Source organism: Micromonospora sp. CA-248212, assembly GCF_050948405.1.
Classification (GTDB): Bacteria; Actinomycetota; Actinomycetes; order Mycobacteriales; family Micromonosporaceae; genus Micromonospora.
Window position 1 is genome coordinate 2496438 of sequence record NZ_CP192023.1, and the last position, 13284, is coordinate 2509721.

Genomic DNA, 13284 nt, shown 5'->3' on the forward strand with positions numbered 1-13284 from the left:
TGGCGGTGGCGACCTGGGAGCGCTCCCAGGTCGAAGCTCGATGTTTCCAGTGGTGGATCGTCCTGTCAATTGATCCGACTGGATGGGATCTGCCGTCCGACAAGGGCGGAGACGCGCGCTGCGGTCGGACGCGAGACGTGAGATTGGCCGCGCCACGCGCCGTCGTCCTGATCTCCTAGAGACAACTGCGCCCTTCGCCTGGCAGGCTGCCTCCCATGACCCTGAAGCTGCGCTCCGTGGGAACGAGCGACCGTGGGCTGATCCGCAGCGGAAACCAGGACGCCCTGCACGCCGGCACCTGGCTCGTCGCGGTCGCCGACGGCATGGGCGGAATGGCCGCCGGTGACCTCGCCAGCTCGCTCACCATCGACGCGGTCGCCCCGCTGGACGTGGAGACACCCGAGGACGCCCTGGTGGCCGCCCTCCAGGACGGCATCGCGCTGGCCACCGCCCGCATCCGGCAGGCGGTCGCCGACGACCCCGAGCGCCAGGGCATGGGCACCACGTTGACCGCCCTGCTCTTCGCCCGTACCGGTAGCTGCCTGGCCCTCGCCCACGTCGGTGACTCGCGGGCCTACCTGTTCCGCGAGGGTGTGCTCAAGCAGATCACCCGCGACGACACCTTCGTGCAGATGCTCGTCGACCAGGGCGTGATCACCCCGGACCAGGCCAGCAGCCATCCGCGCCGGGCCGTCGTGACCCAGGCGTTGCAGGGCGAGGACGTCTCCCCGTCGTACGCGACGATGGTGCCCCGGTCCGGCGACCGGTGGCTGCTGTGCAGCGACGGCCTTTCCAACGTCGTCCGCCCGGACACCCTGGCCGAGGTGCTCGCCGCCTACCCCGACCGGTCCGCCTGCGCCGGCAAGCTGATCGACCTGGCGCTGCACGCGGGCGCTCCGGACAATGTCACCGTCGTGGTGGCCGACGTCGTGGAGGAGTAACCCCTGCTCAGCGTCGTCGCGGCGCGGCCCGGCGGGTGGGCGTCGCCGTGTCCGGGTCCTCGGGCCACGGATGACGCGGATAGCGACCGCGTAGCTCGGCGCGGACCTGCGGATAGCCGGTACGCCAGAACGACGCGAGGTCCGCGGTGACCGCCACCGGCCGGCCGGCGGGGGAGAGCAGGTGCAGCAGCACCGGCACCCGGCCACCGGCGATGCGTGGGGCCGCCGGCCAGCCGAACGTCTCCTGGAGCTTGACCGCGAGCACCGGCGCGGCCGGGTCGGCGTAGTCGACGCGGATACGTGAGCCGCTGGGCACCTCGATGCGCTCGGGCGCGAACTCGTCCAGGCGCGCGGCCTGCGCCCAGGGCAGCAGCCGACGCAGGGCCGAGGTCACGTCGACCCGGCTCAGGTCGGCCCGCCGCCGGCCGGCGGCCAGCTCCGGCCCCAGCCAGGTCGGGGCGGCGGCGAGCAGCGCCTCGTCGTCGACGTCGGGCCACTCGGCGTCGAGGTGCAGCCGGCAGAACGCCATCCGCTCGCGCAGCCCCCGCGCCGCCGGGGTCCACGGCAGCAACCCCAGGCCCTCCTGACGCAGGCCGGTGAGCAGCGCCGCCGTGATCTCCGCCCGGTCCGGACGGTCCAGCCGCCGCGCCACCAGTTCGATCGCGCCCAGTCGGGTCACCTCCCGGGCCACCACGTCCCCGTCGGACCAGCCGACCTCCCGGCGCGTGGACAGCAGGGGGCCCGCCGCCTCCCGGGCGGTCGCCTCGTCCAGGCCGGTGGCGCGGCGGATCCGCGCCGAGGGCGCGCCGGGGCGGCGGTCCGCGACCGCCACCGCCAGCCAGTCGGCGCCGGCCAGCCCCGAACCGGCCGCCAGCTCCGCGGCGGTCCCGCCCGTCATGAGGTACGACGATCCGCCCGGCCGCCGCACCCGGGCCAACCGCTCGGGGTACGCCAGACCGACGACCAGCCCGGCGGCGAGGTCATCGGTCAGCCGCTCGCGGTCAGCGGGTACGCCGGGCCGAGAAGTCGCGGCGGTACCGGTCGGTGACGCGCTACCGGTCGGCGGTGCGGTGCCGGGCGCGCGGGTTGCCCGGACACGTCCAGAACCGGCATGGTCGCCGTCGGGCGAGCCGGCGGGCAGGGCGGCGCGCAGGCGGCGTACCTCGGCCCGCCAGCGGGCGGTGGCCCCCGCGTCGACGCCGGCGCGCAACCGACGCCAGCCGGCCACCAGGTCGTCGCCGGGGCCGGCCGCGCTCTCCTCGGCGAGGAGGGCGACCACCTCGGCCGCCCGGTCGCCGCCGACCCGGTCGGCGGCGTCGAGCAGCGCCCGGGCCAGCCGGGGGTGCGCACCGGCGGAGGCGATCGCCCGTCCCCGCCCGGTGATCCGACCCGTCGCGTCGACCGCGCCAAGTGTTTCGAGGGTGTCCCGGGCGACGGTCATCGCCGCGGCCGGTGGCGCGTCGGGCAGCGCGAGTCCGACGCCGTCCGGGCTGCCCCAGGCGGCCAGCTCCAACGCGAACCCGGTCAGGTCGGCGGTGGCGATCTCCGGCTCCGGCCGGGCGGGCAGCCGCTCGTGGGTGGCCTCCGACCAGCAGCGGTAGACGCATCCGGGCGCCTCGCGGCCGGCCCGGCCGGCCCGCTGGGTGGCGGCGGCCCGGGAGACCGGCACGGTGACCAACGCGCCCAGTCCCCGGGCCAGGTCGATGCGGGGCACCCGGGACAGCCCGGCGTCCACCACCGTCCGTACGCCCGGCACGGTGAGGCTGGTCTCGGCGAGCGCGGTGGACAGCACCACGCGACGCCGGTCGTCGGTCCGGGGGCGCAGCGCCGCGTCCTGCTCGGCCCCGCGCTGACGGCCGTGCAACGGCAGCAGCGCGACGGTGTCCCGCAGGTCGGCGAGCCGCCCGGCGACCGACGCGATCTCACCGGCCCCGGGCAGGAAGACCAGCACGTCGCCGGCCTGCTCGCGCAGCGCCCGGCGGACGGTGGCGGCCACCTGGTCGAGCAGCGCGCGGTCGACCGGGCCGGCCCCGGGCGGCGCGACGGGCCGGGGCGGCGGCGTCCAGATCCGCCGCACCGGGTGCAGCGCCGACTCGGCCCGGACCACCGGGGCGGGGGTGGCCCCGCCGAGTAGCGCGGCGAACCGGTCGGTGTCCGGCGTGGCGGACATGGCGAGGAGCCACAGGTCGGGCCGGAGCGTGGCCCGGGCCTCCACCGTGAAGGCGAGCGCCAGGTCGGCGTCGAGCTGCCGCTCGTGGCACTCGTCGAGCAGTACCGCGCCCGTGCCGGGCAACTCCGGGTCGTGGTGCAGTCGGCGGACCAGCAGGCCGGTGGTGACCACCTCGATCCGGGTGGCCGGGGAGACCCGCCGCTCGCCGCGTACGGCGTAACCGACCCGGTCGCCGACGCGCTCGCCCAGCAGGTCGGCCATCCGCCGGGCCGCGGCGCGCGCCGCCACCCGGCGGGGCTGGGCGATCACCACCCGGCCGTCGACCCGGTCGGCCACCGCCAGCGGCGCGAGGGTGGTCTTGCCGGTGCCCGGCGGCGCGACCAGAACCGCCGCGCCGGCCGCGTCGAGCGCGGTGAGCACCGCCGGCAGGGTGGGACGGACCGGCAGGTCCAGGGTCACGTCGGAGAGCACGGCCCAGTCTCGCACCGGGCCCCGGCGGGCTCGACGGGCCCGCCACCAACGCGAACGGCCGGGTCGCCGCCCCGAAGGGAAGCGACCCGGCCGGTGTTCACACGATCGAGGACCGGGGCAACGCTGACCCGACCCTCGATCGTGAAGCCCCTAGTAGGTGCCGTCGAGCTGGCCCCGCAGCTTGGTCAGCGCCCGAGCGAGCAGCCGGGAGACGTGCATCTGCGAGACGCCGATCTGGTCGGCGATCTGCGACTGGGTCAGGTTGCCGTAGAACCGCAGGGTCAGGATCTTCTGCTCCCGCTCGTCGAGCGTGGCGAGCGCCGGGCCGAGGGCGACCCGCAGCTCGGCCAGCTCGAACTCGTTGTCCTCGCCGCCGAGCATGTCGCCCAGCTCGGTGGCCCGGTCACCGTCGCCGGTCGGCGTGGACAGCGACACCGCGTTGTACGCGCGGGCGCCTTCCAGGCCCTCCAGGACCTCTTCCTCGGTGATCTTGAGGTGGGCGGCGATGTCGGCGACCGTCGGCGAACGGCCGAGGGTCTGCAGCAGCGAGCTGTTGGCGTCGGAGATGGCGAGCCGCAGCTCCTGGAGACGACGCGGAACCCGGATGTCCCAGGTGCGGTCGCGGAAGTGGCGCTTGAGCTCGCCGATGATGGTGGGGATCGCGTAACCGGCGAAGTCGACGCCGCGCGACGGGTCGAACTTGTCGATGGCCTTGATCAGGCCGACGGCGGCGGTCTGCGCCAGGTCGTCGGTCGGCTCGCCCCGCCCGCTGTAGCGGTGGGCCAGGTGGTTGGCCAGCGGCAGCCAGGCCTCGATCGCGCGGTCCCGCAGAGCGGCGCGCGACGGGTGGTTGGCGGGCAGCGCGGCCATCGCGTTGAGGAGATCGGCGGCGCTGTCGGTGAGTGCGCGCGGGTCCAGCTTGGTGGTGCTCTTCTGCTCGGTAACCGTGGTGCTCGCCTGCTCGGTGATCGTTGACGCGGTCATGGTGGTCCTCCCTGCACCTCGTCCGCGGACAAAAATAAGGTGGCGCTTTGGTTTAGCTTCAGTTGGGCCGTTCGGGAGTCACCTTAACCTGATCGGCTCCCGGAAAGCTAGCCGAAAGGTTGATGTACTTAAGGTGTGTCGACCCACAAAACGCCCATAAGCGGCGACGATCGCGCAGGTGGCGAAGTCCCTTACCCGTTTTCGGGGCGATCCTGCGGTGTCCGATCAACCCGGCGGGTCCGACCGGTCGGTCCAGGAGCCTCCACCGACCGGTCAACATGAAATCCGACAACCGGGCAGGTGTGTCGACTATCCGTCGTTGTCCCGTCGGCGGGACCGGCCGTAGCGTCGCGGAGTAGACACCCGGTTCGGAGGCACCGTGCTAGATCCAACCGCTCCCCAGCTCGTCGTGAACAGCCACACCCTCTACTTCAGCTGGTTGCCGGCGGACCCCGACGCGGTCGCCGCCCTGGTGCCCACCGGGCTGTGCCCCCGTGCCGACCGACAGGTGTTCCTCAACCAGTACGTCGTCGAGGACGAGACGCAGACCTCCGGCTTCGGCGCGTACTCGCTGACGTACATCGGTGTCTCGCTGGCCGGCGTGGACGCTCCCGGCGGGCTCAGCCCCGGCGGCTGGTGGACCCACTACGTGGCCTCCAGTCGAATCGTCCGCGAGTACGCCACCGCGCGCGGCGCTCCCGTGCTGGCCGGCCTGACCACGATCAAGCTCAACGGCGAGGCGCTGCAATCCGAGACCGAGGCGGACGGGGTGCCGCTGATCCGCGCCCGGTGTCGGGTCGGGCAGACCGGGCACGTGATCAGCAGCGGGCACCACCGCTACTTCACCCAGCGTGACGGTCAACTGCTCAGCTCGGTCTACCCGTACGTGGCCGAGCCGGTCACGCCGTTCGAGATCGAGTCGGTGGAGTTCCTGCAGCCCCGACACCCGATGTACGCGCTGCGCCCCGCCAACCCGCTGATCATCGGCTTCGGCTACTTCTCACCGCGCTCGTCGTTCGCCTACCCGGGAGGGCTCAGCGTGCACCCGGGCGGGGCTGGCCTGCCCGAGCCGGCCCGGCCGGCTCACCAGGTGCCGGCCAGCCTCGCGCGCAGCGGCCTGCCGTCGGGGTCGTAGACCAGCCGGTACACCGGCAGCGCCCAGGCTCGCGTGAACCAGGGCAGCCGCTCCGGGCGGTGCGGGCGCAGCCGGCCGGGCGGACGCTCGCCGACCTGGCCGCCGTCGTACCACCGTTGCAGTTCGTCGGCCGCGGCCGTGATGGCCGCGACGGCGTCGGCCGGGTCGATCAGGTCGGCGTCGTCGGCGCCGTCGGGGTCGCGGTCCAGGTGCTCGCGCCAGAGCCGCAGCCGCAGGTCCCGGGCGTAGGCGCGGGCCCCGTCGCCGAGGCCCGCCGGGTCGGTGGGCGTCCGCTCGTCGCGCGTGTCGTCGAGTACGGCGCAGGACAGCTCGCTGTCGTGGGTCCAGGAGCGGCGGTTGAAGTTGTCGCTGCCGACGCTGGCCCACACGTCGTCGACCACGCAGACCTTCGCGTGGACGTACACCGGGGTCCCGGCGTGGTTCTCCACGTCGAACACGTGCACCCGATCGGGCGCGGCGCGCTCGCACAGCGACAGGGCCTGCTCGCGGCCGACCATGTTGGGCGGCAGGGCGAGCCGGCCGTCCACGTCCGGGTGCCGGGGCACCACGGCGACCAGGTGCAGCTCCGGGTTCTCCCGCAGCGCCTGGGCGAACAGGTTCGCCACCTCGGTCGACCAGAGGTACTGGTCCTCCAGGTAGATGAGGCGGCGGGCCCGCTGTACCGCCTTGGTGTAGCCCCGGGCCACGGTCCGCTCGCCGTCCGGGGCGAACGAGTAGCGCGGCCGCACGGCGGGGTAGGTGCGCAGCACCTGGATCTGGTGCGGCCCGCACTCGGGCGGGTCGGCGGGCTGGTCGGGCAGCGGGTCCGGTCGCAGGTCCGCGCCGCGCAGCCGGTCCCGGGCGTACGCCACCGGGTTCTCCGAGTCCAACGGCATCGGGTCGGTCCAGCGCTCCCGGAAGAGGGTGTCCAGCGCGCCGACCACCGGCCCGCGCACCGCGAGCTGCACGTCGTGCCAGGGCGGGTTCGGGCCGTACCGGGAGGACATCTGCACCGGCTGGGGGTCGCCGCCGTGCGCGGCGTCGTCGCGGCGGCTGTGGCACAGGTCGATGCCACCGGCGAAGGCGATGTCCCGCTCCGGGGCGTTGACGTGCCGCAGCACCACCAGCTTCTGGTGGTGCGAGCCGCCCCGGCGCACCCGCTGGTCCAGCAGCACCTCACCGCCGGCCGCCGAGACCGTCTCGCTGAGGTTGCGGTTCTCCGCCTCGCTGTAGGCCAGCACGTCCAGGTGTGAGCGCCAGATCAGGCCCTTGACCACCACGCCGCGCTGGGCGGCCTGGGCGAAGAGCTGCGCCACGGTGGGGCCGTCCGGGCGCAGCCGCTGGTCCGGGTCACCCCGCCAGTCGGTGAAGAAGAGGTGGTCACCGGCGGTCAACGCCTCCACCTCCTCGACCAGCCGGTCGAAGTACGCCGCGCCGTGAATCAACGGCTCGGCGAGGTTTCCCCTGGTCCAGACGGGTAACCCAGAGACCGGGTTGGCGCGTTCCTGCGCGGTGAGGAACCACTCCTGCAACGGCACGTCCAGCCCTCCGGAGGTCGACAACGTCCTCACGGTAGGACCCCCGACGCGGGTCCGCATGCCAGGCCGCCCGACCGGTGACCTGGATGACGCCATGCGAGCAGCGACAACAGCCAGGGAGGCCACACCATGCCCCGCGAAACGACGAACCCCGTGAACGAGTACCGCGAGCCGGCGGTGGAGAGCGAACGGGGGGCGCTGGTAGCGGTCTTGGTGATGGTGATCCTGGGCGTCGCGGGAATCTTCGCGGTCTCGTAGGACGGCGCTGCGGGTCCTCCTAGCTCGGACGTTCTTGACTCGGATGTTCCTGGGTCGTACGGTTTCGGGCGTGGTCATCTCACCTTCCTCGTACTGGACCGGCCCGCTGCCCGAGGCGACTCCGCCAGCGGACCTGGCGCTGTACCGTCTGCCCACCGGCACCTACACGACGCGAGCGGCGTTCGCCGTGACCGGAGGGTCCATCCGGGACAAGCGGGATTTCGCGGCCACCGCCGTGCTTATCGCTCACCCGAAGGGCGACCTGCTCATCGACGCCGGGTTCGGCGAGCACGTGGCGGAGCACATCACGATGCTCGCGCGCGTGGAGCGTGCTCCCCACCGGCTCGGCCGGACCGTGGCGCAGCAACTCGACGCGGCGGGCTATGACCGGTCCCGGCTGCTGGGCGTGCTCGTCACGCACGTGCACTGGGATCACGTCAGCGGCCTGGACTCCCTGCGGGTGCCGGTGTGGATCAACGAGGCCGAGATCCGCTACGGCGCCGACGACTCGCACGGCAGGGTCTTCCGCGCGGTGTCGCAAGGCCTGGAGATCCGGGAGTACGCCTTCGACGGCCCGGAGTATCTCGGCTTCCCGGCGAGCTTCGACGTCTACGGAGACGGCTCGGTGATCGTGGCCCTCGCCGCGGGGCACACCTCGGGTTCCGTCGTCGTATTCGTCACGCTGCCCGCCGGGAACCGGTATGCGTTCATCGGCGACCTCACCTGGCAGATGGACGGCATCTCCCGTGGTGCGGAGCGCCCGTGGTTGCTGCGCCGCGTCGCCGACGTCGACGCCAAGACGGTCCGGGTCGGCCTACGGCGCAGCATCGCTCTCAGCCGCGTGTTGCGGGTCGTTCCGGCACACGATGTCGCCGCCTACGACACCATCCCGCTCCTGCCGTCCCGGTTCCCGGCCGGGACACTGTGACCATGCCTGCCTCACCCGCGACCATGCCTGCCTCACCCGCGAGCCGCCCCGGTCCGACGATCGACGACGAGGCACCGCAGCGCCCCACTCTGGGGCCGGGGCCCGACTCCGAGCTCACGTGGCTGCTGCACCGGGCGGCCCAGCGGATGCACGCACTCGTCGGCGCGGAAGCAGAACGCCACGGACTGACGCTGCGCGACCACATCGTCCTCAGCGCTCTGCACAAGAGCGCCGATCTCACCCAGGTCGAACTCGGGCAAGCCCTCGGGATGGACAAGACGACTCTCACCGCTGAGATCGACCGGCTCGAGCGCATGGAACTCGTCTCACGACGCGTCAACCCGCGAGACCGGCGGGCCCGCATCGTCGCCATCACCCCGAAGGGCGACGCGGTGCGGGCGGCCATCGCCGCCGGCACCGAGGCCCGGGAGGCCGACGCGGTCCGGCCCATCCCGGCGGCCGAGGTCGCACAGCTACGACGGGCCCTCTACTTGATCATCGGCTCGGCCGAAGACCCGGGATCGTGCATCTGAACGCTTCCCCAGACGTGGCCGGCCGCAGCACCGCCGGCCGCCTCGGGTACGCCCGCAACCTCGCCGGGCCGGAGGACGAAGCCCAGAGCATGGTGGCGGCGCGAGCCGGCGCGGTCACCGCCGTCTGGCAGCAGTCCGGCCCCGATATGCCGGGCATGGCGTCACCTCACTGGCGGGCTCCACCAAAGCGCCGGTGGCCAAGTCCTGGCTTCTTCAGCGATCAGCCGGGCACCTCAACCCAGCGAGCGGCCGCGTCGAATGTGTCCATCGGGGTGGCGTTGAATGCGATCGCCGCCTCGGGCGCATGGCGATGCACCAGGTTGACCACCAGCTCGAACAGTTCCGGCTGATTGCGAACCCCGCCACCAATGACGACGCATTCCCACGGCCGGGCGCGAAGGGCAGTGGTGACGACCGCCCTCACATCGTCGCTGCCGTCGAGGCCGAACAGGCAGAACTCTGCCCCCACATTGTGCTCGACAAATCGGGCCCGCCCGGCCTCGATGCCGTCCGCGACCGGCTTGGGGTCCCACGGTCCCGGCACCCGATACGGATCCAACCCGATCACCAGCACGCGGGGTGTGAGGGCCGTTGTGTCCACTGTCGAAGACTACGTGGCGTGCTGCGGCGTCCTGCGGAGGCATGTCCGGGCGGTGATCCACACGAGATCGCCGAAGTCGGGGTATCTGAGGCCGGTTGATACCCCCAGATCGGCGAAGTCGAGTCGATCATGCCGCAGGAAACGGTCCAAGATCTCGCTGGTGGCTGCATCCAGCAAACGCGAAAGGCCCCCGGCGCGAACCGGGGGCCTTTCGCGTGGGTCAGGGACGCGGGCCCTGGCCGTTGGTGTGCGGGATGCGCTCGGTGGGGATGACGCCGAGTCGGCCGGCCTTGAAGTCCTCGAAGGCCTGGAGCAGTTCGTCGCGGGTGTTCATGACGAACGGGCCGTACTGCGCCACCGGCTCGCGGATGGGCTGACCGCCCATGATGTAGAGGTCGAGCGCCGGGGTGTTGCTGTCCTGCGTGGCGTTCGCGCTGAAGCGCAGCGCGTTGCCCGGCCCGTGCACCGCGAGCTGGCCGGTGTGGACCGGCCGGCGCTCGGCGCCGACGGTGCCGCGCCCGCCGAGGACGTACACCAGGGCGTTGAAGTTGGGGTTCCAGGGCAGGTCGACCTGCGCGCCGGGCTGAACGGTGACGTGGCTGATGGTGATCGGCGTGAACGTGGAGCCCGGCCCCTTGTGCCCGGCGATCTCACCGGCGATGACCCGGACGAGCGCGCCGCCGTCCTCGGTGGTGAGCAGCGCCGACTCCCGGCCCCGGATGTCCTGGTACTGGGGCGGGTTCATCTTGGCCTTGCGGGGCAGGTTCACCCAGAGCTGCGTGCCGTGAAAGAGGCCGCCGCTCATCACCAGGTGCTCCGGCGGGGCCTCGATGTGCAGCAGGCCACTGCCGGCCGTCATCCACTGGGTGTCGCCGTCGGTGATGGTGCCGCCGCCGCCCTGCGAGTCCTGGTGGTCGAAGACGCCGTCGATGATGTACGTGACGGTCTCGAAGCCGCGGTGCGGATGCCACGGGGTGCCCTTCGGCTCACCCGGCGCGTAGTCGACCTCGCCCATCTGGTCGAGGTGGATGAACGGGTCCAGGTCGGTCGTCGACACCCCGGCGAAGGCCCGGCGGACCGGGAAGCCCTCGCCCTCGAAGCCGCTGGGCGCGGTGGTCACCTTGCGGACCTTGCGGATCGTGGTGGCCTTGTGAAGCTTGGGCAGGCGGGGCAGAACGAGGACGTTGTCAACGGTGATCGCGGGCATCGCAGGGCTCCTTAGCGTGTGGCGTGGGTGTCCGACGTGGTCCCGGCCGCCCGCAGGCGGCGGCCGAGCCGGTCGAAGATCCGGGTGAGGCAGGCGACCTCGGCGTCATCGAGGTCGTCCATCAGATGGGTACGCACCGACGCCAGGTGGTGGGGTGCGGCCTCGGTCAGGGTGAGCAGCCCGGCGGCGGTGAGCACGGCTTCGCTGCCGCGCCGATCGTCCGGGCAGGGCTCCTTGCTGACCAGGCCGCGCCGCTGCATCGAGGAGATCTGGTACGTGAGGCGGCTGGGGGAGAAGACCAAACGGCCGGCCAGCTCACCCATCCGCAGCCGTTGCCCCGGCGCTTCGGAGAGCAGGACCAGCACGTGGTAGTCGGCGAAGCTGAGATCGCTGTCGGCCCGCAGGTCGTCTTCCATCCGGGTGAACAGGCGCTGACTGGCCTCGATGTAGGCGCGCCAGGCGGCCGCTCGGGTGCTGTCCAGGCTCTCTGTCACGACCACGACACTAGCACTAGTTAAAAATCTAACTAGTGGTGTTCAGGGTTGCCTGCGTCACGTCTGTCTGGTTGCAGGCTCGCTTCGTACAGCTTTGAAGAAGGTCGTGGGTAAGCCGGCAGCGGGACCGGCGCGGAGTGTGTCAGACTCCGGCCTCGTGGAACACGTGGAGCTCGCCGCCGACGACCTGCTGTTGCGTCCCTGGCGGGACGCGGACGCCCCGGCGGTGCTCGACGCCCTGCGCGACCCGGCCGTCGCCCAGTGGAACCCGCAGGGCGACGGCCCGATCGACGACCAGGTGGCCCTGCTCTGGGTACGTCGCCGGGCTGACTGGTCGGCCGGTGACCACGCCTCGCTGGCGGTGACCGACGCCGGTGACGGCGAACTGCTCGGCTCGGTGTCGCTGCACCACATCCGGGACGGCGACGCCTCGATCGGGTACTGGACGATGCCGGCGGCGCGCGGGCGCGGTGTCGCGACGCGGGCCGTCGCCCGGCTCACCGCGTGGGCGTTCGACGACCTCCGGCTGCACCGGATCGAGCTGTGCCATGCCGTCGCCAACCCGGCGTCCTGCCGGGTCGCCGACCGGGCCGGCTATCGCGCCGAGGGGACGCTACGCGAGTCGTACCGGTACGGCGACGGCCGCCGCTACGACGAGCACCTGCACGCCCGCCTGGCCACCGACCGCTGACAGCCTGGTGTAGAAGGGGCTTCGAAACGCCGAATCTCGCCTGCTTCGTCCTGGTGGGTGAAAGAGTGAACATCGTGACGACGAACCATCCGCCATCTGCGGCGGCAGACTCGGGGTACGCCGCCGCGCTGGACACGGCTGAGCGTCTGCTGGGCTTCCGCTTGGAGCGTTTTCTTGGCGCCACGCCTGGTGAGCCAGCCAACGGCGCAGACTTCAAACGGATCGCGACGGTGCACGCATTTGGCGACGTCTGGCCGCGCACCGAGCACCTGGATACACGGACGCGGGCACTGGTGTCCGTCACCATCGCGGCGACACTCGGCGTCCTGGAGCCCCTCCGTGGTCAGCTCCGCATCGCGCTCAACGCCGGCGCCACCAACGAAGAGATCGTCGAAGTCTTTCTTCAGGTCGCGGCCTACGCTGGCGTAGCACGCGCGTTCGACGGCTACCAGGTCGCGGCCCAGGTCTTCGCAGAAAACGCCGAGCGCTCAGACCCCGGTAAGTGAGGCATTCAGAGGTTGGTGGCGCCGAGACCTTGTTTACCAGGGTCTAAGACTGGCCGGTCAGCCCGAACTACGAGCCGTCTCGGCCCTGCCAGGTCGTCACGCAAGCCTCGTTGCCCTCGATGTCGGCGAGAATCCAGAAGGCGGGAGCGCGGGACGCGGACACGAGTCGGCCGCCGGCCGCCAGCGCGGCCTCGATCCGCCGGGGTGCCTCGTCGTGTGGGACGCAGACATCGAAGTGGATGCGATTCCGGTCCGTGCGTGGCCGATCCATCTGCTGGAACCACATCGCCGGACCCTGCCCCACCGGGTCGACGATCGGATCCTCGGGACCGTCGGCTCCCGCCTCGTCCGCGTAGCCCAGGACGGCCTTCCAGAACGGCCGCACCGCCGCGATGTCGAGCGCGTCGACAGCGATCTCCACGAGCTGGACCGAACGCGGTGCTCCCGTACCGATCTCAGGCTCGGTCCGGTGCCCGAGGTTACGCACGGTGGCGGAGATCCGATGCGCGAGGTCGATGTCGCGGGCGGTGAGCGCCGCCTGATCCATCGACTGGAGGGTCAAAACGACCCGTTCCGACCGCAGATCAGCGCGCAGGTGCCCATCCGCGTCGTCACCGCACTCCGCGACCAGGCGCCCCACCACCTCGACCGCCTCGGCCAGCGAGCCAACGGGCACCGACGTGCGGAGCGCGCCCAGCAAATACCGCCATCCCTGGTCGCTGATCGCGTCCGAGGCCGCCCGCCGGCTCAGCACCTGCTCCATATAGGCATCCTTGCACGCGGCGGCGGTGCCGGTTTGCGGACTGCGGGCCCAGTACGAATATCGT

Annotated in this window: 13 protein-coding genes; 6 read left to right on the forward strand and 7 right to left on the reverse strand. The window is 72.1% G+C overall.

Translation table 11 applies throughout. From position 1 onward, the window contains the following. Nucleotides 1–215 precede the first annotated feature (215 nt). Nucleotides 216–941 (forward strand): PP2C family protein-serine/threonine phosphatase, encoded by a 726-nt coding sequence (locus ACQP03_RS12075; protein ID WP_357119833.1) that lies wholly within the window; start codon nucleotides 216–218, stop codon nucleotides 939–941. 7 nt (nucleotides 942–948) lie between these two features. On the opposite strand, the gene ACQP03_RS12080 is transcribed toward ACQP03_RS12075, so the two are convergent. After that, nucleotides 949–3582: an ATP-dependent RNA helicase gene (locus tag ACQP03_RS12080; RefSeq protein ID WP_433460891.1), complete on the reverse strand. Its 2634-nt coding sequence runs from the start codon at nucleotides 3580–3582 to the stop codon at nucleotides 949–951. Between the two features lie 150 nt (nucleotides 3583–3732). Continuing rightward, a complete protein-coding gene (locus tag ACQP03_RS12085) occupies nucleotides 3733–4566 on the reverse strand; it encodes a SigB/SigF/SigG family RNA polymerase sigma factor (protein WP_357119831.1) in 834 nt (277 codons plus the stop codon). 379 nt (nucleotides 4567–4945) lie between these two features. Between ACQP03_RS12085 and ACQP03_RS12090 the strand changes: the two genes are divergently transcribed. Next, nucleotides 4946–5701 (forward strand): hypothetical protein, encoded by a 756-nt coding sequence (locus ACQP03_RS12090; protein WP_357119828.1) that lies wholly within the window; start codon nucleotides 4946–4948, stop codon nucleotides 5699–5701. Here the strand turns inward: ACQP03_RS12090 and ACQP03_RS12095 are convergent. Continuing rightward, nucleotides 5650–7239, reverse strand: coding sequence for a phospholipase D family protein (locus ACQP03_RS12095; protein ID WP_357120765.1), 1590 nt, complete (start codon nucleotides 7237–7239; stop codon nucleotides 5650–5652). The genes ACQP03_RS12090 and ACQP03_RS12095 overlap by 52 nt on opposite strands. Nucleotides 7240–7567: 328 nt before the next feature. On the opposite strand from ACQP03_RS12095, the gene ACQP03_RS12100 reads away from it, so the two are divergent. Beyond that, the gene (locus ACQP03_RS12100) at nucleotides 7568–8425 is read left to right on the forward strand and encodes an MBL fold metallo-hydrolase (RefSeq protein ID WP_433460893.1); all 858 of its coding nucleotides are present in this window, start codon (nucleotides 7568–7570) and stop codon (nucleotides 8423–8425) included. Nucleotides 8426–8427: 2 nt separating this feature from the next. Beyond that, nucleotides 8428–8958, forward strand: a complete 531-nt coding sequence (locus ACQP03_RS12105) for a MarR family winged helix-turn-helix transcriptional regulator (RefSeq protein WP_433460894.1) — start codon at nucleotides 8428–8430, stop codon at nucleotides 8956–8958. Nucleotides 8959–9178: 220 nt separating this feature from the next. Here ACQP03_RS12105 and ACQP03_RS12110 read toward each other — a convergent pair whose 3' ends face one another. The 3 genes from ACQP03_RS12110 to ACQP03_RS12120 form a co-directional block, all read right to left on the reverse strand. Then, nucleotides 9179–9559 carry a hypothetical protein gene (locus ACQP03_RS12110; protein WP_433460895.1) on the reverse strand — a complete coding sequence of 127 codons (381 nt, stop codon included), beginning with the start codon at nucleotides 9557–9559 and terminating at the stop codon, nucleotides 9179–9181. A 220-nt stretch (nucleotides 9560–9779) separates the two neighbouring features. After that, entirely contained in the window at nucleotides 9780–10766 is a 987-nt protein-coding gene (locus ACQP03_RS12115; RefSeq protein WP_396832178.1) for a pirin family protein, read from the reverse strand. 11 nt (nucleotides 10767–10777) lie between these two features. Next, nucleotides 10778–11260: a MarR family winged helix-turn-helix transcriptional regulator gene (locus ACQP03_RS12120; protein ID WP_357119813.1), complete on the reverse strand. Its 483-nt coding sequence runs from the start codon at nucleotides 11258–11260 to the stop codon at nucleotides 10778–10780. A 157-nt stretch (nucleotides 11261–11417) separates the two neighbouring features. Between ACQP03_RS12120 and ACQP03_RS12125 the strand changes: the two genes are divergently transcribed. Together ACQP03_RS12125 and ACQP03_RS12130 are read left to right on the forward strand one after the other, a co-directional pair. Then, on the forward strand, nucleotides 11418–11951 hold the full coding sequence (locus ACQP03_RS12125) for a GNAT family N-acetyltransferase (RefSeq protein WP_433460896.1): 534 nt from the start codon (nucleotides 11418–11420) through the stop codon (nucleotides 11949–11951). Nucleotides 11952–12016: 65 nt separating this feature from the next. Continuing rightward, the gene (locus ACQP03_RS12130; RefSeq protein ID WP_357119807.1) at nucleotides 12017–12457 is read left to right on the forward strand and encodes a carboxymuconolactone decarboxylase family protein; all 441 of its coding nucleotides are present in this window, start codon (nucleotides 12017–12019) and stop codon (nucleotides 12455–12457) included. 67 nt (nucleotides 12458–12524) lie between these two features. On the opposite strand, the gene ACQP03_RS12135 is transcribed toward ACQP03_RS12130, so the two are convergent. Beyond that, nucleotides 12525–13220: a VOC family protein gene (locus ACQP03_RS12135; protein ID WP_433460898.1), complete on the reverse strand. Its 696-nt coding sequence runs from the start codon at nucleotides 13218–13220 to the stop codon at nucleotides 12525–12527. Between the last annotated feature and the right edge of the window lie 64 nt (nucleotides 13221–13284).